The organism is Lactobacillus gasseri ATCC 33323 = JCM 1131 (assembly GCF_000014425.1).
Classification (GTDB): Bacteria; Bacillota; Bacilli; order Lactobacillales; family Lactobacillaceae; genus Lactobacillus; species Lactobacillus gasseri.
Genome location: NC_008530.1, coordinates 746,771 through 768,923, shown reverse-complemented (window position 1 = coordinate 768,923; position 22,153 = coordinate 746,771). Strand labels below are relative to the sequence as shown.

Sequence of the window (22,153 nt, the reverse complement as noted above, 5' to 3'; positions counted from 1 at the left end):
AGTGTTTTTCCTTAACAGTTAAAAATTATTTTGAGCGATAGCGTTTAATCTTCTTCATGCGCTTCTTTTTATTTTTCTTAAAACGTTTATTCATTGATCTCATTGCCATCTTACCCATTGGTGAATTCATGCCTGGCAAATTAGCAAATTCGCCCATATCTCCCTTAGTCATCTTTTGCATCATTTCTTTTGATTGCTTAAATTGTTTAATCATGCGGTTAACTTCGGCAATTGATCTACCAGAACCAGCAGCAATTCTGCGTCTTCTTGATGGATTAAGAATATCAGGATTTTCACGCTCTTCAGGAGTCATTGAGTAAACAATAGCTTTAATATGAGAAATTTGTTTTTCTGGAATTTGGATATTCTTTAAAGCAGGGTTATTTCCTAAGCCGGGAATCATTTTAATAATTTGATCTAATGGGCCCATCTTCTGCACTTGATCCATTTGATCAATGAAGTCATTGAAATCAAAGGTATTTTCACGCATCTTCTCAGCCATTTTTTCGGCTTCTTTAGCGTCATAGTCTTGTTGGGCCTTTTCAATTAAGGTCAGCATATCCCCCATACCTAAGATACGTGACGCCATTCGATCAGGGTGGAAAGTTGAAAGATCAGTTAATTTTTCACCTTGTCCAGTAAAGATAATCGGTAGCCCAGTAACAGCACGAATTGAAAGAGCTGCACCACCACGAGTATCACCATCAAGTTTAGTTAAGATAATACCAGTTAAATCTAAATCATTATTAAATCCTTCAGCAACTTGAGTAGCTGCTTGACCGGTCATTGCATCAACAACAAGTAAAGTATTATCTGGATGAGCAACAGCTGTTACACGTTTTAATTCATCCATTAACTGTTCATCAATTTCAAGACGACCAGCCGTATCAATTAAGACATAATCATTTTTATTCTTATCTGCTTCTTCAAGACCATGCTTGACAATCTCTGCTACATCTTGATTGTCTTCACTATAAACTGGTACATTTAACTGCTGACCAATTTGCTTTAACTGATCGATCGCAGCTGGACGATAAATGTCGCCTGCAATTAACAAAGGCCGAGCTTTTTCGTTTTTCATTAGATAATTTGCAAGTTTACCAACGGTAGTAGTTTTACCAGTACCTTGCAAACCAACCATCATAATAATGGTAGGAATATGTTGAGACTTATTAAGAGAAACAGCCTCTTCTCCCATCATCTTAGTTAACTCGTCATCAACAATCTTGATAATTTGTTGTCCCGGGTTTAAGCTTTCTTGAACTTCTTTACCTAAAGCTTCTTTCTTAATCTTTTTAATAAAGTCTTTTACAACTTTGAAGTTAACATCTGCTTCTAGTAAAGCCAATCGAATTTCACGACTTGCATCGTTAATATCAGCTTCAGAAATTTTCCCTTTACCTGTTAAATTTTTTAATGCTTTTTGAAGTCTTTCACTTAAATTTTCAAAAGCCATACTATTCTACTCCCATTTGTTTTAATAATTTTAAAAGTTCAATCTGAGCTCGGTTAATTTTGCCATGTTCAAGTTCATACACTGCTTCAGTAATTTTTTCTTCTATTCTGGTATAATCACGTTTCATATGAAGTTTATCTTCATACTTTTCTAAAGCCTTACTGCTTCGTTTTAAATTATCATAAACAGCTTGACGAGAGACATGGTGATTATCAGCAATTTCACCTAAAGATAGATCATTATAATAATAATCCTCAAAATAATCTTGCTGGCCCTTAGTTAATAATGGACCATAGTAAGCAAATAAGTCGCCTAATCTTTCATTTTTTTCAAGTTCATCCATTTTGCCTCACCTTGAACAAGTATAGCAAAAAAAATGTTTTTCTAAAATAAAAGCAATGTACTTTTAAATCAACTTTTAGCTTATTTCTTTCAAAAAAGAAGGTTAGGCACCTATTATCGCCTAACCTTCTTTAGCTAATGATCTAAAATTATAGATTTGGATCCATCTTAAATGTTAACTTAGACATCTTAATAGCATCCGTGAACATTTGACCCATCAATTCTTCACTGTCTTTCTTAGTATGAGCAACAGTCTTTTGATTCTCACGAGTTAAGTAGTCAGTTAATTTTTCACCATTCAAACCTTGGGCATTCTCAATAATCTCTTCAACTCTACCGCGGTAATAACGGTTAAGTTCTTCAAGGTATTTAGTGTCAAGTTGAACAAATTGTGGATAATGACTTTCAACCAAAGCAGCAAGAGACTTGTAATACCACCAAGCATCTTCTTTGTTGTAAGTCATTGAAGTATTGTTAAATGATGGATCAGTTTCATTCATATTAGCAAAGAATGGAATATATGGAGTAAATGTTGGTCCACCAATACATAACCACATAATACCCGCCATTTCTTCAGGAACATCACTTCTAATTTGCAAGATATGTGAGTTTTGAGTTCTGTTTAATCCAATTGGACGGTAACGGTGCTTTTCTTCTTCAGTTCCATGACCAAATGGATCAAATGGCGTATCTTGATAATGAGAACCTAGTGCAAATTCAATATCTTCTTTAGCTAATTTCTTAGAAGCTTTTCTAATGAAAGGAATATCTGGATCTTCAGGATCTTGTTCAATTTCTGGGTTGAAAAGTTTTTGAATATACCATTGACGACTAGTGTTGTAGTGACGGTCTTGTTCAGTATATGTTCCAAAAATATGACGGAAATTCCAACCTTCGTGGTCAGGATTTAAGTGGTGCTTTTCAACAAATTCTTGAATTCCTTCACTCCACATAAAGTTATCAGGATCATCAAAATTAACTTGTTGGATAGCTACACGGTTACCTGTTGCTGCATAACAATCATCTGGAATACGTTGAGCAACCCAGTGGTGACCAGTAACAATTTCCATGTACCAGATTTCATCTTTATCACCAAATAAAACTGAGTTCCCAGCAGGAGATCCATATTTCTTAATTAAAACACCAAGACGCTTAACACCGTCTCTAGCAGAATCAATGTATGGTAAAACTACAGTTTGCATACAATCTTCATCTAAGCCATCTTTAACTAATGGATCAAAGGCTAAAGTTCTTTCATTACCATAAGTTGATTCAGTACATGACATGGCGACATTTTTTTGATTAATACCGCTTTCGTCATAGTAACCTAATTTTTTATAGTCAACGTTTGGAACAGCTGGTACTCGTTGAGCATCTTCGGGAAGATCCATTTCAAATTTATTAAGCCAAGACTTAATTTTACGTCCTTTTTCACCATGAGCAGCTGGTTCAATAATAAATTTTTGTGGTGTAATTGCACCTGCTGTATCATCATTACGTGAAATCATTACTGAGCCATCAATTGAGGCTTTTTTACCAACTAAGATAGTTGTACATGCACTTAAATGCTTCATTATTTACTCCTTTTATATTACTTATAGCTTCACCTATGATTAGATTAATCCTTGGAAGAGACCGATTGCAAATTTTTCTGCGTCAAAGTTTGCTAAATCATCAACCTTTTCTCCTAAACCAACTAATTTAACTGGTAAATCCATTTCATTTCTAATCGCTAAAACTACTCCACCTTTAGATGAACCATCAAGCTTGGTTAAAACTAGACCCGTAAGTTTTGTAGTTTTATCAAAATCTTTTGCTTGAAGCAATGCGTTTTGACCAGTTGAACCGTCAAGAACCAAAAGAACTTCATTAGGTTGATCTGGCAAAATTTTCTTTATTGTACGCTTAATTTTATCAAGTTCGCTCATTAAGTTTACTTTATTTTGAAGACGACCAGCTGTATCAACTAATAGAAAGTCGATTCCTCTGTCTTTAGCTTTTTTAACACCATCGTAAACTACAGAAGCAGGATCAGCTTTTTCGGGTCCAGTGACTACCTCAACGCCATCACGTCGTCCCCATTCAACTAATTGCTCTACAGCACCAGCTCTAAAAGTATCGGCTGCTACCATCATGACAGACTTACCTGAATCTTTGATTCTCTTAGCCAATTTACCAATTGTCGTTGTTTTGCCAGCACCATTAACCCCTACAAACAAGTAGACATTTGGTTTTGCATCTGGATCATCAGCTAGTTTTGAATCTTCGCCTTCGCCGCCCTTGTCATAAATATCAACTAATTTTTCAACAATGACTTGTTTTAAATCGTCATGACTTTTAGCATTTTGAAGTTTTGCTTCATCCCTCAAAGAATCGGTTAATTCTTCAGCAGTTTCAAAACCGACATCTGATTCAATCAATAAGTCTTCAAGGTCATCAAAGAAGTCTTCATCAACTGTTCTAAACTTAGCGAAAAATGCATTCAGACGAGCTCCAAAAGAATGGTTCGTCTTTTCCAAACCCTTATCATATCGCTCTTGCTCATCTTCTTTTTCAGCTACTTTTTCATCGGATTCTTCTTCAGTATTCGCAGCTAATTCAGTTCCTGTCTCAGACTCTGAAATCTTATCTTCATATTCTTCAGATTTTTGCTCTTCTTCTGAGGAAGTATCTTCAGCTTCGGCTGTTTTTTCTGCTACTTCATTTTGACTTTCTTCAAAAGCACTACCAGCATCACTCCAGCCAGGAGTTTCGTCAGAGCTTTCAGTTTCTTCTTTATCGGTCTTATTAGTTTCTTTTGAAGCCAGGTCTGACTCATTTTCAGATACTTCAGTTTCAGTATTTATTTCAGAATCTTGAGTTTCCTTAGTCGCTTCTTCATCTACTTTATGTTCTTCTTTCTCTTCTTGGTCTTCATCCTTATGACCAAAAAGAGATTTTTTAATCTTATCAAATAATCCCACTGCTAATTCACTTCTTTCTTAATTTCGTTTAATGATACCGATAAAACCTTTGAAATACCAGATTCCTGCATTACAATTCCATATAAATTATCTGCCTTTTGCATTGTCCCACGACGGTGAGTAATTACAATAAACTGAGTCTTCATATCATAGTGATTCAAGAATTGAGCAAAGCGATCAACATTTGTTTCATCTAAAGCTGCTTCTACCTCATCTAAAATACAGAATGGCACCGGATTGACTTGTAACATTGCAAATAGCAAGGTAATAGCAGTTAAGGCTCTTTCACCACCAGACAAAAGAGTTAATTTTTGTGACTTTTTGCCAGGCGGCTGGGCAATAATCTCAATTCCTGTTTCAAGCAAGTTCTTGGGATCAGTTAGTTCTAATCTTGCATGTCCTCCGTCAAACATAATTGGAAAGATCTTTGAAAAGCTCTTTTCTATTTGATGGAAAGTTGTACTAAAGCGATTCTTTACTTCGTCATCCAGTTTAGACATCGATTCCTCAATATCTTTTCTAGCCTTTAATAAGTCAGTTTGCTGCCCATTTAAGAAATCATACCGAGTTTTAACATCTTCATATTCTTCAATAGCATTCAGATTTACTTCGCCGATATCTGCTAATGACATCTTATGTAAGTGAACTTCACGTTCTAACTTTTTACGCAATTCTGTTGTATTTTGTCCCTTAGACAACTGCAAAGCTGCTTCAAATGTCAAAGAATACTCTTCACTCAACGTACCAAGTTTTTGGTTAATTTGAGATTTTAATTCTCCAAGTTTTGCAGAATATTCTTCTTGCTCAGCAGCTGTGTTTTTACGTAAGTTATAGTTTCTAGTTGCTACTTGATCAAGATTATTTATCTGGGCATCAAATTTACCTAAATCCTGATTTATTTCAGCTAAAGCCTGTTGCATCTGCTTTTTCTTTTTACTTAATTTAGCGACTTGTTCTTCTATCTCAGATTCACTTTGACCATTCTGAGATAAAGCAAGAGCCTTAATTTTTTCATCAATATCTTTAAGTCTAGAATTAGTGTTTACCAATTGTTCAGCTAATTCTGCTTTTTTAGCATTAAGATTTTCAAGCTTGTTCTTGACTACAGCTAAGTCAGAATTTAAGTTACTTAATTTAGTCTGAAGTTTTTGATAAGCTTCATCAAAATCATGCAAATCATGCTTTAACTGATCCATCTTTGATCTTTGTTTTTGAGCTAGCTCTTCAAGTTGAACTTTTTTAGTCTGTTCCTTTTCAAGACGACCAGTAAGTTCAGCTTCTTCTTGCTTTTTCTCAAGCTCAGCTTTTTGTTGTAGATCGTTTAACTGTTTTAACCGCTTTACTTCCTTTTCTTCATTCTCATACTTAATTGTCTGTTCACTAATCTTTTGATTTAAAGAACTCAATTCAGTATTTTTGGCTGCTAATTCAGTTTGTAAATCAGATAATTTGTGATTTAGCTCATTCAAAGTCACTTCTAATTCAGCAAATTTTTCTTTACCAACTTTAACTTGTTTGGTTAATTTATCAATTTCTGCATTCGTTGCAAGTGGAGAATTATTTCTGGTATTTCTCGTTCCCCCCGTCATACTTCCACCGGGACTAATAATATCTCCGTCTAAAGTAACGATCCGATAGTAACGACCAATTCGGCGTTGAACACGTAATGCTGTATCAATAGTATCAACTACTAAAACATTTCCTAAAAGATAGGAAATTGCATTTGAAATATTAACTTTAGTTTTAGCAGTTACTAAATCTGCTGCCACGCCTTTAAATCCTTCGATGCTTTGAAGAGAATTTAATGTAGAAGTTGCAATTTCATTATGACGTAAGCCATCTAGAGGTAAAAAGGTAGCTCTCCCGCTTCGAGTTTGTTTCAGCAAATTAATTGCATCTCTTGCGCTATTCTGGTCAATAGTTACTAAATCTTGGGCTCCACCGCCTAAAGCAGTTGATAAGGCTGCTTCTAATTCAGCTGGGAAAGAAATTAACTCGCCAATAACACCAACAATTCCATGAAAATCACTTTGATGGTTTAAAACGTATTTAACTCCGTAATAATAACCTTCATGGCGATCTCTAATTCGTTTTAGCCCTTCTACTTGTGCAGAAATCTGTTGTAACTTATTTCTAACACTCAAATACGTTTGTTCATTTTGATCTTTAAGCTTACTTGCTTGAGCGATCTTTTGATCAAGGGACGCAATAGTTTCGTTTAATTGTTGACGCTTTAAAACAAGATCATGTCCTTGTTTCTTTAGTTCTGCAAGAACTTTTTGCGTTGCTGCTAATTGCTCTTCAACCTCTTGCTGACGATTATTGCTTGAGTTTTGGCTTCGCGTCAATTCATTTTTTAGGTAAACAATTTCATTATTATTGCTAGTCTGATCTTGCAAAGTTTGAATATAGTCAGATCGAACTTTCTCTAATTGATTATTTAATTGCTCTGGTCCTTGTTTAAGCTCCTGCTTTAATTCCTTTTGTTTCTTTAAAAACTCTGCAAGAACTTGATTCTGACTCTTTAGATCTTCTTCATTAGCTGTAAGTTGCTTAGATAAATGTTTTTGCCGTTCTTTTAATTCTTCAGCCTGCGCATTATATTCTTTCTGGGTAGCAACATCATATTCTCTTGATTGTTGATGCATCTGAAGATCAGTATTAAGGGCAGCAAGTTTTTGCGTTAAAGACAATAATTCTTGTTGCTTTTCATCTTTTTCAGCATGACGTTCATTTGATTGTTTACGTTTTTCTTCTAAGTCAGCCTGCGACTGCTTAACTTCATCGTCTAACTTATCAAGTATTGCCTGATTAGCCTTTGCTTTTTTAGCAACATCTTTTTTCTCTTCATTTAGACTTTCAATTTCTAAGCCTAAAAGTTGTTTCAACTTATGATCTAATTGTTCCTTTTGGAACTTATATTCCTTGGCTAAAGAACTTTGCTCATGAAGTGGCTCAATTCTGCCTTCTAATTCCTTAACTAAATCATTAATTCTAATCAAGTTGGCATTGGTCTTATCTAATTGTTTTAAAGCAGTTTCTTTTTGTTGCTTAAAATGAAGCACACCAGCTGCTTCTTCAAAAATTCCGCGACGCTGCTGCGGCTTAGAATTAAGAATCTCGTCAACTTTTCCTTGAGAAATAATACCCAAACTGTCAGAGGACATCCCCGACTCAATAAAAAGGGTCCTAACATCTTTTAATCTTACGGGATGATGATTCAAAAGATAATCACTTTCGCCGTTACGCAAAATTTTTCTAGTTACAACAACTTCTTCGTCATCAGAAGCAAGTTGATGGTCACGGTTATCAAAAACCAGCTCAACTTCAGCATGATTCATCGGCGCACGCATTTGACTACCAGCGAAAATAACATCTTTCATATTTTCGCCACGTAAAGATTTGGCAGAACCTTCACCCATTACCCAGCGAATTGCTTCAGTAATGTTACTTTTTCCACTACCATTTGGACCAACGATTCCCGTAATACCATTATTAAATCTAATTGTCGTCTTATCAGCAAAAGACTTAAACCCATTTAAAACTAATTGTTGTAGTGGCACAGACTCACCTTTTCTTATTTATTTTTATCTAATGCAGCTTGTGCTGCTTGCTGCTCGGCAGCTTTTTTATTGCGGCCTTGTCCTTCAGAAATCTTTTTATCATTAACAAGTAATTGTACTTTAAAGGATGGCTTTGATTCATCTTCGGCAATTACTTGATATTCAATCTTCACTGGCCCATTTACTTGCAGACGTTCTTGAAGCTCAGTCTTATAATCACGTGAAGCATTAAAATCTCCTTCGGCAATCAAAGGATAAACTGTTAAATGCAAAAAATGTTGTACAGCTGGCATTCCTTGATCTAAGAACAAGGCTCCATTAAAGGCCTCAAAGACATCTTCAAGTAAGGTCTTACGTTTTCTAGCGCCAGCCTTCTCTTCTCCTTTACCCAGATTAATTTCTGCAGGGAAACCACATTCAATCGCAAATTCAGAAAATCCCTCAGTTCTAACAATATTAGAACGCATTCTCGTTAATTCGCCTTCATTTAATCTGGGAAAATGCCGATACAAATAATCAGATACAGCTAATTCAAGAACAGCATCCCCCAAGAACTCTAGCTTTTCATAATCTTTTCTTCCAGGATGTTCATTTGCATAAGAAGAATGAGTAAATGCATCTTCAAGTAAATTTTCGTTATTAAACTTTATTCCGTATTTTTCTTTTAAGTTTTTTTTAAAAGCTACTGAAACCATAGTTGCTTCCTTTCTTTAACCCTTTAATTATACCTATTTTCTGCTATTAAAAAAAGCTAAAGAAAAAGGCGCGATCATCAGTCGCACCTTTGTTTATTTGATTTATTTAGCATAACCAACGTAGTACCAGTTAGGGAATCCGCCACCCATACTCTTAGATGGAGCTAATGAATAACCAGTTAACTTGTTGTTAACAGCATAAATACTGTAACTATTTGAAACTGGAACAACGTAAGCTTCCTTGTCCATATATGCTTGCCATTGGTGGAACTTCTTAACTCTGTAGCTGTTATTAAAGGCTTTTTGAGAATCAATATCGTTTAATAAATCAGTATTTTCTTTAGTAACAAATCTACTGTAGTTAAATGGAGCCTTAGTACCATACAAATCTTGAGGTGAAGGTTCTGAAGAAAGTGACCATGCACCAATAAACATATCAACGTCTTTAGAGTCATTTTGAACTTTATCATAGAAAGAGTTCATTTCCATCAAACGACCACTAGTTAACTTAACATTCAAGCCCAATTTCTTCCATTGCTGGATGTAATTTTGAATAATTGGTTCTTGAACCTTACTACCAGTCATCGCAGCTAACCGAATAGTCAAAGGCTTGCCATTTGGTTGAACACGGTAAGTCCCCTTCTTCTTGTAGCCTGCCTTATCAAGTAATTCGTTACCCTTTTTAATGTTATAAGTATAACCCTTAACATCCTTATCGAAGTAATCACCGAATTGCTTTGGAATTAAAGTAGGAATTCTAAATGAAAGACCATATGAATATCTCTTGTAAACTTGATCAACATTCATGCCGTAGGCAATAGCTTGACGCAATGCTTTGTTATTCATCTTAGCATCCTTGTTCATCACATTTTCGCCCTTAGCCGAATCCCACTTACCTACTTTGAAGCCTAAGTAAGAATATGAAAGTGGAATATTTGCAATGAAGTTTACTCCCTTAGTTCCTTTAATATTTGGCCATTGCGAATTACTTACTTGAGTTACATCAAACTTATTACTCTTAATTGATTGAGCAACTGAAGCTGGTGTAATTACCGAAGCTGTAATCTTATTTAAGTGTGGCTTACCCTTGTAATAATGTTCATTTGGAACCCATGATACTGATTGTCCACGAACAACCTTATTTACCTTGTAAGGGCCATAGAACAATGGATTCTTACGAACCTTATTACTTGAAATCAGCTTGTCAAACGGAACATCTTTTAAGTAATGGTAAGGAGCAGCTGCCTCCCAAATATAACCATTACCACTTTGGTTCATGCCAGGCTTCATTTCTTTAAAGTGAAGTACTACTGTACGACCATTTTCACCCTCAGGCATTTCAATACCAGAAATAGTATCAGATTTTCCTTCATGATATTCTTCTAATCCTTCAAGTTCAGCCAAACTTGACGTATAACGTTGAGAATGAGTTGCCTTGTTAGCAATAATTTCATAGGCATATTCATAATCTTTAGCAACTAATGGCTGGCCATCTGACCACTTAACTTTTGGATTAATAGTAATTGTTGCAGTTTTTGCGTTTTTATTAATCTTAATATCAGCAGCTCCACCTTTAATATACTTATAGGTGTCGTTAGTTGCAAACAATGACTCATCACCATATTGCATAACTTCTGAGTCGGTATTGTTAGTCGATAACTCATCGTTAAAAATTCCTGTAAAAGGTGTATCCGTAACTACAGCAACACTAACGCTACCACCATTCTTAATTGCTTTCTTAGGAGTATACTCCTTAAAATTAGGGTGACTCGTATCTTGATTGTTATTACCACAGGCTGCTAGAGTTAAGGCAACACCTGAAAGCAAAGTTAATGTGCTAATTAATTTGCCTTTCTTCATTAAATTTTCCTCCAATAATATTGGACAAGTTGATATATTTAATTTTAGCACTGAAAAAATTTTTAACAAATCACAAAAAAGATCGTCAACTTGACGACCTTTTCGAAAATCTTTTTTAAATTGTTATTTTGCAATTCCAACATTGTACCAAAGACTGTTGGCAGCTGAAGGTTTCAATGAGTAACCAGTAATCTTGCTGTTAACAGCATTTACATTGTAACTGTTAGATACTGGAACAACATAAGCTTCATCATTCATGTACTTTTGCCATTCATGGAACTTCTTGACACGGTAGTTTGTGTTAAATGACTTTTCAGAATCCATTTCCTGAAGTAACTTAGTATTCTTAGCAGTTACAAAACGAGTAAAGTTGTAAGGAGCCTTTACACTGTACAAGTCATTTGGTGATGGTTCTGAAGATAATGACCATGCACCCATGAACATGTCAACGTCTTTAGAATCATTTTGAACCTTGTTATAGAAGGAGTTCATTTCCATCAAACGGCCACCAGTTAACTTAACATTCAAGCCTAACTTCTTCCATTGTTGAATGTAGTTTTGAATGATTGGCTCTTGGGTAGAGTTACCAGTCATAGCGGCTAAACGAATAGTTAAAGGTTTGCCATTTGGTTGTACACGATATTTACCCTTCTTCTTGTAGCCTGCTTTATCAAGAATTTCATTACCTTTCTTGATATTGTAGTCGTAACCTTTAACATTCTTATCGTAATATTTACCAAATTGTTTTGGAATTAAAGTTGGAATATGGAAAGTTAAGCCATTAGTATAACGTTTCGTTACAGCAGAAACATTCATACCATAAGCAATAGCTTGACGTAATGATTTATTGTTCATCTTAGCATCCTTATTCATTACGTTTTCGCCTTTAGCTCCATCCCACTTACCTACTTTAAAGCCTAAGTAACTGTAAGCTAATGGAATATTTGCAATCCAGTTAACGTTATTGGTATTAGCCACATTCTTCCATTGCGAGTTAACAACACCCGCAATATCATACTTGTGACTCTTAATAGCTTGAGAAGCAGAGTTAGGGTTCAAAACTTGAATAGTAACCTTATCCAATTTTGGAGTACCTCTCCAGTAATACTTATTAGGTACAAAGGTTACGGCTTGACCACGAACCACCTTACTCATCTTATATGGGCCAAAGAATAGTGGGTTCTTTCTTACTTGATCAGAGGATTGTAACTTATTAAATGGAACATCCTTTAAGTAATGGTATGGTGCTGCAGCTTCCCAGAAATAACCATTACCACTAAACTTCATACCAGGTTTCATTTCCTTAAAGTGAAGTACTACAGTTCTACCATTTTCACCATCTGGCATTTCAATACCCGAAATAGTGTTAGATTTTCCATCGTGATATTCACTTAAACCAACAATATTTTGAAGTGATTCAGTATAACGAGAAGATTTTGTTGCTTTATTTGCAATAATTTCATAAGAATATTCAATATCCTTAGCAGTTACTTGCTTGCCATCTGACCACTTTACACCTTTTTTAACGGTGATAGTAGCAGTTTTATTTTTATTATCTAATTTTAAGGTAGCAGGTCCCTTATCATTAATTTGATAAGTATCATTTGTATCAAATAAAGCTTCATTACCAGGAGCCATTGCATCAGAGTCAGTTTGAGTATCTGAAAGTTCATTTAAAAAGATACCGGTAATTGGAGTATCAGTTTCAAGAGCTACACTTACAGTACCGCCCTTCTTAACGGCCTTCTTAGGAGTAGCTTCTTTAAAACTCTTAGTTGGGTTATCTACTTTTGAATTTGAATTGTTACCACATGCTGCTAATGTTAAAGCAACACCAGAAAGTAAAGTTAAACTTCCAAATAGTTTGGCTTTCTTCATAGTTATATTCCTCCATCTATTTGGGACAAGTTGATGGTTTAATAGTATCATCATCAAACTCATAATACAACGCTTTTGCTCAATTAATTTTAATATTTCTTCATTTTAATTTATTCTTTTCAGCCACACATCTTGATATATCAACGTTAAGCAATTGTTATCAATTCCATAAAAATTTTATTTTCAAAGTCAAAAATTAAGCTTATGCCCATTATTTAAATAAATAAATTAGTATATTAGCTGCATTTTTAGCTATATATACAAAAAAAGCAACTCAATTATGAGTTGCTTTTTAATGTTGATACAATTAAATTTAATTTTCACGTTGACGAGCGTCTCCAGCTCTTTGAAGAGCACGACCAACGTAGTTAATACTCAATGAAATAATTAGCAATAAAAATGTTGCTGGCATCCATAACCATGGACGAGTAGTAACGTTAACTGGGTCGTTAGCAAATCCAATTAAAGTACCAAGTGATGGCGTAGTAGTTGGTAGTCCATATCCCAAGAAAGATAGGGTAGTTTCAATACCAATGTTACCAGCGATCATCAATACGACATCGATAACCAACGCTGAAGTAATGTTTGGCAAAACTTCTCGGAAAATAATTGTTAAATTAGACGAACCAGAAGTCTTTGAAGCTAAAACATACTCACGTTCTCTCTGTGAAAGAACAAAGGCACGGAAGTATCTAGCAGTCGATGTCCATCCAAACATAGAAATTAATAATACTAAAGTTCCGGCATTGTAGTTAGGAATAACAGTAGTCAAAACAATGATAATTGGGAATTGTGGCAAAATTTGGATAAAGTCTACAATACGCATAATAACTGCATCAGTAACTCCACCAAAGTAACCAGAGAATAAACCAACTAAAAGTCCAACACCTTCACAAAGTACAGTAACAGATAGACCAATTAAAATAGAGTTACGTCCACCCATCATTAATAACTTCAAGATGTCACGACCACCGTCATCAGTACCAAAGATGTGACCTGATTCACCCCATCCATAATATGCCTCAGCAATATTAATTTCTGTTACTTGGCTCTTGTTTAGGAACAATGAGCCAACAAAAGTAAATAGTAAGATAGCAACGATAATACAAAATGAAGCAAATGCTACCTTATCACGCCAAACCTCGCGAACGATAATCTTAAATCCAGATGGTGGTAGAGAGGTTTTAGCATTTTGATCTTTTTTCGATGTATTTTTATCTTTAGCCATAATTTTCTACTCCTCCCTACTTGATCCGAATTCTTGGGTCAATGATACTCATGATAATATCAGATAATAAGTTACCAATTAAAGTTAACACACCAAATAATAAAATTAAGGCTGTCAAAGTAGTATAGTCACGTTGTCCAATAGAGTCTAGGAACAACTTACCCATACCAGGGTAACTAAAGACTGATTCAATAACCATTGAACCTGACAATAAACCAGTAATAGTGTTACCAAAGAAAGCAGCGATTGGTAAAAGTGAGTTTCTTAAAATATGTTTATTAAAGACAACATTTTCTGGAACACCTTTACTACGAGCAGTTCTTACGTAATCTTCAACCTTGTTGTCAACAATACCAGTTCTCAAGTATTGAACGATTGCTGTAGTAGAAATCAAAGCACAAAGAATTGAAGGTAAAATCAAGTGATAGAACCTACTCCAGAAGTAAGCCAAAGTTCCTGGATTAACATCAGCACTAACGGAACCAGAAATTGGGAACCAACCTAATGTAAATCCAAATAGCCAAATACCTAAAATGTAGAAAACAAACGGAGGCACAGCGTAAGTAATGTAGTTAAATATTTGTACACCGTGATCTTGCCATTCATCTTGGTGACGACCTGCTGTAACACCTAATGGAATTGCGATTAAGTAAGTTAAAACAACAGTCATTAAAGACAACCAGAAGGTATTAACTGCACGATCCCAAATTAAAGAAGTAACTGGAACCTTCTGAATGTATGATTGCCCTAAATCACCATGGAACATATTTCCTAGCCAGCGAGTATATTGCACCCAAACTGGATCATTTAATCCATATTCTTGTCTTAATCTTGCAATTTCCTTAGGGTCTGAATTCGGATTAATCATTCCAGTAAATGGGTCACCAGGCATCATTTTAGCCAAAATAAAGACTAGTAAACTCAAGATAAGTAACTGGGGGATCATAATCAGGATTCGACGTAAAACCGTTTTCCACATACCTATTCTCCCTCCTTCAATTCTTGCTTAATCATTTCTTTAGGCAATGCAACGAAATGACGATCGCCAACTTTTTGAAGTGGTAAGACACGACCATCTTTTTCGTACCATTTGTCTTGATCTTGCAAGAATTCTTTTTCTACACGTTGACGCTCTTCCTTGTGTTGTTCTCTATGTTCAACGTCAACAACAGGAATTGCTGAAAGTAAACGTTTAGTATAAATATGCATTGGATTCTTGTAAATTTGATCACGTTTACCTATTTCGACAAAGCGTCCGCGGTGCATAATCGCAATGTCTTCTGACATGTGCTTTACAACACCTAAATCGTGTGAAATGAAGAGGTAAGCAATATTGTATTCTTGTTGAATATGCTTCATAAAGTTCAAAACCTGTGCTTGCACTGATAAGTCCAAGGCTGAGGTTGGTTCATCAGCCACAATAAGCTTAGGATGAGTAGCAACAGCACGTGCTACACCAATTCTTTGACGTTGGCCACCAGAGAATTCGTGTGGATACTTATAAATTGCATCACTAGGCATTCCAACGATATCTAAGAGTTCCTGAACTCTCTTTCTTTCTTCATCAGTAGTTAAATTTTCGAAGTTTCTAATTGGCTCAGCAATAATATCTTCAATACGTTTTCTAGGGTTCAAACTAGACATAGAATCCTGGAAAATCATTTGAACATCTTTGTTATAGTTAAGTCTCTTACGGTTTGAGGCTTTAGTTACATCAACGCCCTTGTATAAAATTTGTCCACTGGTTACCTTTTCAACCCCAACAATTGCCTTACCAGTTGTTGATTTACCTGAACCTGATTCACCAATTAAGCCATAAGTTTCTCCTTCTTTGATAGAAAGATTAATTCCATCTACGGCTTTGACATATCCAGTAACTCTATTCCAGAAGCCAGAACGAATTGGATAGTGAACTTTTAAATTTTTTATTTCGATTATTTCATCGGCCATAATTTCCTATCCTTTCTTTTCTTCATCTTGGAAATGGAAGCTTTGCCAGCAAGTACATCTTACAAAGTGTCCTGGTTCAACTTCATGAATCTTAGGGTTCTCTTCATGAGCACTAGCTGGAATCCAAGGAATTCTTGCGGCAAATCTGTCACCAGTTCTAGGCATATTGATTAGCGAAGGAACTGTTCCATGAATCACGTGAAGATCTTGGCTTTCATCATCTGTCTGTGGCATTGAATGAAGAAGTGAACGTGTATATGGATGAAGTGGATTTTCAAAAATTGTTTTAACATCTGCTTTTTCAACAATTTGTCCAGCATACATAACTGCCACTTGATCAGCGGTTTCAGCAACAACACCTAAGTCGTGAGTAATCAAAATAATTCCTGAACGCGACTCTTTTTGAATTTCCTTAAGTAAATCCAAAATCTGTGCCTGAATAGTAACATCTAAAGCTGTAGTTGGCTCATCAGCAATGATGATTTCTGGTTTACATGCAATTGCAATCGCAATTACCACACGTTGACGCAATCCACCAGATAATTCATGTGGATACATCTCATACATTTCTTCAGGACGTGGCATACCAACTTGGTTAAAGAGCTCAATTACGCGTGCATGACGAGCTTTCTCGTCCATATCAGTATGGTAGTAAAGTGTCTCAGCAACTTGATCTCCAACCTTCATTAAAGGATTAAGAGATGCCAATGGATCCTGGAAAATCATTCCAATATTGTTTCCACGAATTTTGTTAAACAATGATTCATTTAAGTTAACTAAGTTTAATTCATTGTACAAGATATCTCCGGTTACTCTCGTATTTTTGTGGTCATACAAACCAATAATGCTTGAAGCAATTGTACTTTTACCACAACCAGATTCACCAACAACTGCCAAGATCTCATTTCGTTTCAAGGTTAAGTTAATGTCATCAGCGGCATCATAAAACTTACCGTGCAAACGATATGCGGTATGCAAGTGTTCGATATCTAATAAAAGATCACTTTGCTTTTCCAAAGGCCATTCTCCTCTCAAGCCTTACGACATTATTAAAAGTCAATTAGATTTTCAATTTAATGTCATTATTATAAACAAAAGATACTGCTATTTCAATAACTTTTATAAAAGTAAATGAAAAATGACAGTATCTTCTGAAATTTCAATGATTAAAATTTTAATTTTGGTGATTCTTAATATACTCTACTGCTTCACCAACAGTTTGTAATTTTTCTGCGTCATCATCTGGAATTTCTGCTCCAAATGTATCTTCAAGATCCATTACTAACTCAACGAAATCAATTGAATCTGCATCTAAATCATTCTGAAAATTCAAATCTTTAGTGATCTTATCACGATCAATGCTAAAACGTTCTGAAATCATATCAGCAATTTTATTAAAAATTTCCTCTTCGGTCATTTCTTTAACCTCCAAAAAAGTTTAGTTTAATTCTAAGGCATTTTTTTATTAAAGTCTAGCGAGATTCACTAAAGTATTTTTTATATTCACCAACTAAATCTTGACTAAGCATTTTATCAATTTGTAACAAAGTGTAGTAGATGGGCCGAATATTAGATCTTCCATGTGTTTTAACAACAGGCGCATTAACGCCTAATAAAACCGCACCACCGTATCTCGCTGTATCAAATCTTTTCTTTAAGGCAGTTAATCCTGGCTTAGCAAGCAAGGCGCCAACTTTTGGACGTAAGCCATTATTTAAGAGTGAATCTTTGAGTAAACGTAGAATCACACTAGCAGTTCCTTCAATAGCTTTAAGAGTAGCATTTCCAGTAAAGCCATCAGTCACAATTACATCAGCCTTACCTTCCATTAAGTCATTTCCTTCAACGTTGCCAATAAAGTTAAGTTTAGTCTCTTTTAAGAGCTTATAGGCTTCTTGATGAAGCGGATCTCCTTTATCATCTTCTGCACCATTATTTAGCAAAGCAACAGTAGGATTTTGAATATTTCTAACTTTTTGAGCATAAAAGTTAGCCATTTGAGCCCACTGGACTAAATATTCAGGCTTGCTCTGCGCATTAGCACCAACGTCAATAATATTAAAGCCTTGTTCACTCTTAGCACTAGGTAGCGTTGGCATTAGCGCTGGACGTTCAACACCCTTAATTCTGCCAATAATAAAAATTCCGCAAGCAAGCAGTGCTCCAGTATTTCCTAATGAAAATAATGCATCTGCTTTTCCTGCTTTAACATAGTTAGCTGCAACTACCATCGAGGAGTCTTTTTTTCGTCTAATAGCTCTTACAGGCTCGTCGCTGTCGACAATAACTTCACTCGTAGCGACAACTTCGATCCGTTCTTTTTGCTCATTAGGGATCAATTGATTAATTTTCTCTGCATCCCCAAATAAAATAAATTCTATATCTTTTAGTTTAGGTTTTGCCTTTAAAACAGCATCAATAATGGCCTTAGGGGCATTTTCTCCGCCCATCGCATCAATTGCAATCTTTTTCATACTTACTCCGTTTAATTTCAATCATTATTCAAATCTTTCTTATATTTTAGCACTTCTAGTAAAAATTTATTTTCTGGTCTTTCTAGATTAGGATCAGCTTTAACTAATGCACGAGCTTCTTTTTGAGCTGTAACCAAAGTATTATAGTCATTTACCACATCTCCAACCTGAAACTGAGGTAAACCAGACTGCGCTTTACCAAAAACGTCTCCTTCACCTCGTAGCTTCAAGTCCTCTTCTGCTAGTTTAAAACCATTACTGGTAGATGTAATTATATTCATCCGCTTTTTACCAATTTCAGTTTTAGGATCACTCACAAAAACGCAGAAACTTTGCGTCTGGCCTCGCCCAATTCGTCCACGCAACTGATGCAGTTGACTCAAACCAAAGCGATCAGCGTTAAAAATTACCATCATATTTGCATTCGGAACATCGACGCCAACTTCAATTACACTAGTCGTAACAAGAATATCAATCTTTCCAGCTGCAAAACTATCCATGATTTCATTCTTTTGATCGCCCTTCATTTGACCATGAAGTAAAACTACATTTTCATCTTTAAAGTAATGAGCAAGTCTAGCTTGCAGATCTTCAGCGTTTTTCAAATCGCTTTTTTCTGATTCACTAATCAAAGGAGTTACAACATAAATTTGAAAACCTTTTTCAAGCTGTGAGCGCATTAATTCAAGAACTTCTTTTAGCTTACTCGACGTTGCCCATGAAGAAACCACAGGTTTACGTCCTTTAGGTAAATGACGAATCTCTGAAACTGCCATATCACCATATACTGTTAAGGCTAAAGTACGCGGAATCGGCGTTGCCGTCATTGCTAAGACGTCTGGCGCAACTCCCTTTTTGATTAATGTATTTCTTTGATTAACACCAAAACGATGTTGTTCATCAATAATTACAAGACCCAGGTTCTTAAAATGGACATCCTTTTGAATTAAAGCATGTGTTCCAATTACTACATTGATTGTTCCGTCAGCTAATTCACGATAAATTTCTTTCTTTTCTAATTCTTTAGTATCACCAGTTAATAAGGCAACTCTAACTCCCAAAGGCCTTAATAATTCGTCCACTTTAGCGAAATGCTGCTGAGCCAAAATTTCTGTAGGAACCATCAAAGCTGCTTGAAAGCCAGCAGTAATTGTGGCATAAATAGCAAAAACTGCTACAACTGTTTTACCGCTACCAACATCTCCTTGAAGCAATCTTTTCATTTGCCTTGGAGAATGAAGATCAGCAAAAATTTCATTAACTACCTTTTTTTGATCATCTGATAATTCAAAAGGAATAGCTTGAATCAATTCTTTTACAGCAGCTAAATCATATCTTTTTTCTACCCCAGGCACATCTTCATCCCTTTGAGAAAGAAGCTGTGCAAGCTGCACTTGAAAGAGAAAAAATTCCCTAAAAATAGCACTTCTACGCGCTAATTTTGCTTCATTACCATTTTTAGGATGATGCATTTTTTCTACTAAAATTTGGTCAGAAAGCAGACGATACTTTTCTCGTAAGGCTGCTGGAATTGTTTCTCCAACTTCAGGTAAAACTTCCTCTAAGGCAAGATCAATTAATTTTTGCAACTTATTTTGCTTCAAATGCCGATTAACAGAATAAATTGGGGCAAAGCCTGATTCTTTCTTTTCTGCTACTAACTTAAAGCCACTTAGTGATTGTCTAGCCACCTGATACTTACCATAAACGGCAACTTCCTTGCCTGATTCAACCTTATCTTTTAACCAAGGCTGATTAAAAAAATTGACCATGATTATGTCATGATCAATTTTCATTTTAAAGCTGAGCCTTGTTTTTCGATAACCAAATCGGCTAACAAACGGATCTGTTACCACTATTCCCTTTAATAAGACTTTTTGACCATCTTCAATCTGATCAAGAGGGATAGTCTCTAAGTCATCATATCTAAAAGGAAAATAAAATAGTAAATCATAAATTGTATTGATGCCAAGACCAGCTAAAGCCGTAGCAGTTTTAGCTCCTACGCCCTTTAGCTCAGTTACTGGTTCAAATAACTTACTCTGCTTATTATTCATATTTTATTCCACGGATACCAAGAAGTAGTAAACTGGCTGGCCACCATCATGAATTTCAAATTCTAAATCGTCGTGGCTTGCTTCTAGTTTTTTAACTACTGCATCAGCTTCTTCTCTAGTAGCATCGCTACCATACATAATAGTGATTATTTCACTATCTTCATCTAACATCTTTTCAATCATCGATACAGTAGTATCAACTAGATCTGGATTATCAACCTTAATTGTACCATCAACAATTCCAAGATAATCATCTTTCTTAACTTGGATATCATCGATCTTAGTATCACGAATTGCTTTCGTAACTTCACCAGATTTAACAGTATCTAAGTCTTCAGACATTGCTTCAACATTTTCTTCGACTGAAGCGTCAGGGTCAAATGAAAGCATCGCAGTTAAACCTTGAGAAATTGTCTTAGTTGGCACAATTCCAACTGGAATATCGCTAACCTCAGCAGCTTGCTTAGCTGCCATAATGATATTGCCGTTATTTGGTAAAATAATAGCTTTTTTAGCACCTGACTTAGTGATTGCGTCCATAATATCCTTAGTGGATGGATTCATCGTCTGTCCACCGGAAATGATTCTGTTTACGCCTTCACTCTTAAAGAGTTCACGAATTCCGTGACCTGAAGCCACTGCGATAACTGCAAAATCAACATTTTCTTCTTGTTCTTCGTTATTTTCTAAGATAGTTTCGTGTTGAATTCGCATATTATCAATCTTAATTTTGCCTAATTGGCCAAATTTTTTGCCATAAGTAAAGACATCTCCTGGGTGTTCAGTATGAACGTGAACTTTAGCAACTTCGCCATCAGAAACTGCTAATAATGAATCACCTAAATTAGAAAGATGCTCTCTGAATTGATCAAGGTCAAACTTCTCTTTGTTTGGAATGTCCGCAGTCAAGTCGACCATTATTTCAGTACAGTAACCGTTCTTAATATCACTCGTTGACAATTGAACTTGTGCAGATTCAGCTTGATGGTGAGCTGCATTAATTAACTCATCCATTTCACCTTCATCAAGTTGATAATCATCATTATCTTTTTCACCAAGTACTCCTTCTAAAAAGCCCTGATAAATAAATACGAGTCCTTGACCACCTGAGTCAACTACTCCAACTTGCTTTAAAACTGGCAATAAATCTGGTGTAGTCTTTAAAGCTTTTTTAGCACCATCAACTACTGCTCTCATTACTTCACTGACATCATCAGTTTCATTTGCCTTGTTTTTACCTTCTTCAGCCGCAACACGAGCAACAGTTAAGATAGTTCCTTCAACAGGCTTCATAACTGCCTTATAAGCAGTTGAAACACCATTAGCAAAAGCATCAGCTAAATCTTGTGCAGTTAAGGTCTTTTTACCTTCTGTAGCTTTATAAAAGCCTCTAAAGAGTTGGGAAGTAATAACACCACTGTTACCACGAGCCCCCATTAACATTCCTTTTGAGAGACTTTCGGTTAAGTCGCCAACAGATTCACTAAGGTTTTCATTAACTGCCTTAGCTCCACTTTCGATGGTTAAGTTCATATTAGTTCCAGTATCACCATCAGGTACTGGGAAAACATTTAATTTATTCACAAATTCAGCATTTTTGCCCATGCGATGAGTTGCTGCACGAACCATATCTCTGAATTGATCACTATTAATTTCAGTTAAAACCACAATTAGCTCCTCCAGATTG

At 35.5% G+C, this 22,153-nt stretch carries 16 protein-coding genes; all 16 read right to left on the bottom strand.

The window, feature by feature from the left end; all coding sequences use genetic code 11:
* Positions 1-25: 25 nt before the first annotated feature.
* Positions 26-1,456 (bottom strand): signal recognition particle protein, encoded by a 1,431-nt coding sequence (ffh, locus tag LGAS_RS03860; protein ID WP_003647506.1) that lies wholly within the window; start codon positions 1,454-1,456, stop codon positions 26-28.
* A gap of 1 nt (position 1,457) precedes the next feature.
* On the bottom strand, positions 1,458-1,799 hold the full coding sequence (gene ylxM, locus LGAS_RS03855) for a YlxM family DNA-binding protein (RefSeq protein WP_003647507.1): 342 nt from the start codon (positions 1,797-1,799) through the stop codon (positions 1,458-1,460).
* Positions 1,800-1,947: 148 nt separating this feature from the next.
* On the bottom strand, positions 1,948-3,372 hold the full coding sequence (locus LGAS_RS03850; protein WP_003647508.1) for a C69 family dipeptidase: 1,425 nt from the start codon (positions 3,370-3,372) through the stop codon (positions 1,948-1,950).
* 39 nt (positions 3,373-3,411) lie between these two features.
* Positions 3,412-4,761: a signal recognition particle-docking protein FtsY gene (ftsY, locus tag LGAS_RS03845; protein ID WP_003647509.1), complete on the bottom strand. Its 1,350-nt coding sequence runs from the start codon at positions 4,759-4,761 to the stop codon at positions 3,412-3,414.
* 2 nt (positions 4,762-4,763) lie between these two features.
* A complete protein-coding gene (gene smc / locus LGAS_RS03840) occupies positions 4,764-8,324 on the bottom strand; it encodes a chromosome segregation protein SMC (protein WP_003647510.1) in 3,561 nt (1,186 codons plus the stop codon).
* Between the two features lie 14 nt (positions 8,325-8,338).
* Entirely contained in the window at positions 8,339-9,019 is a 681-nt protein-coding gene (rnc, locus tag LGAS_RS03835) for a ribonuclease III (protein WP_003647511.1), read from the bottom strand.
* A gap of 102 nt (positions 9,020-9,121) precedes the next feature.
* Positions 9,122-10,879, bottom strand: a complete 1,758-nt coding sequence (locus LGAS_RS03830; RefSeq protein WP_003647512.1) for an oligopeptide ABC transporter substrate-binding protein — start codon at positions 10,877-10,879, stop codon at positions 9,122-9,124.
* Positions 10,880-11,002: 123 nt separating this feature from the next.
* The gene (locus LGAS_RS03825) at positions 11,003-12,757 is read right to left on the bottom strand and encodes an oligopeptide ABC transporter substrate-binding protein (RefSeq protein WP_003647513.1); all 1,755 of its coding nucleotides are present in this window, start codon (positions 12,755-12,757) and stop codon (positions 11,003-11,005) included.
* A 313-nt stretch (positions 12,758-13,070) separates the two neighbouring features.
* Positions 13,071-13,985 (bottom strand): ABC transporter permease, encoded by a 915-nt coding sequence (locus LGAS_RS03820; RefSeq protein WP_003647514.1) that lies wholly within the window; start codon positions 13,983-13,985, stop codon positions 13,071-13,073.
* A 16-nt stretch (positions 13,986-14,001) separates the two neighbouring features.
* Positions 14,002-14,964 carry an oligopeptide ABC transporter permease gene (opp4B, locus tag LGAS_RS03815; protein ID WP_003647515.1) on the bottom strand — a complete coding sequence of 321 codons (963 nt, stop codon included), beginning with the start codon at positions 14,962-14,964 and terminating at the stop codon, positions 14,002-14,004.
* Between the two features lie 2 nt (positions 14,965-14,966).
* The gene (locus LGAS_RS03810; protein ID WP_003647516.1) at positions 14,967-15,935 is read right to left on the bottom strand and encodes an ABC transporter ATP-binding protein; all 969 of its coding nucleotides are present in this window, start codon (positions 15,933-15,935) and stop codon (positions 14,967-14,969) included.
* A gap of 6 nt (positions 15,936-15,941) precedes the next feature.
* Positions 15,942-16,952: an ABC transporter ATP-binding protein gene (locus LGAS_RS03805; protein WP_025012232.1), complete on the bottom strand. Its 1,011-nt coding sequence runs from the start codon at positions 16,950-16,952 to the stop codon at positions 15,942-15,944.
* A gap of 157 nt (positions 16,953-17,109) precedes the next feature.
* Positions 17,110-17,352, bottom strand: a complete 243-nt coding sequence (gene acpP / locus LGAS_RS03800; RefSeq protein ID WP_003647518.1) for an acyl carrier protein — start codon at positions 17,350-17,352, stop codon at positions 17,110-17,112.
* Positions 17,353-17,407: 55 nt separating this feature from the next.
* Entirely contained in the window at positions 17,408-18,409 is a 1,002-nt protein-coding gene (gene plsX, locus LGAS_RS03795) for a phosphate acyltransferase PlsX (RefSeq protein WP_003647519.1), read from the bottom strand.
* 17 nt (positions 18,410-18,426) lie between these two features.
* The gene (gene recG / locus LGAS_RS03790) at positions 18,427-20,466 is read right to left on the bottom strand and encodes an ATP-dependent DNA helicase RecG (protein WP_011678864.1); all 2,040 of its coding nucleotides are present in this window, start codon (positions 20,464-20,466) and stop codon (positions 18,427-18,429) included.
* 3 nt (positions 20,467-20,469) lie between these two features.
* Positions 20,470-22,134 carry a DAK2 domain-containing protein gene (locus LGAS_RS03785; RefSeq protein WP_003656372.1) on the bottom strand — a complete coding sequence of 555 codons (1,665 nt, stop codon included), beginning with the start codon at positions 22,132-22,134 and terminating at the stop codon, positions 20,470-20,472.
* Positions 22,135-22,153 lie beyond the last annotated feature (19 nt).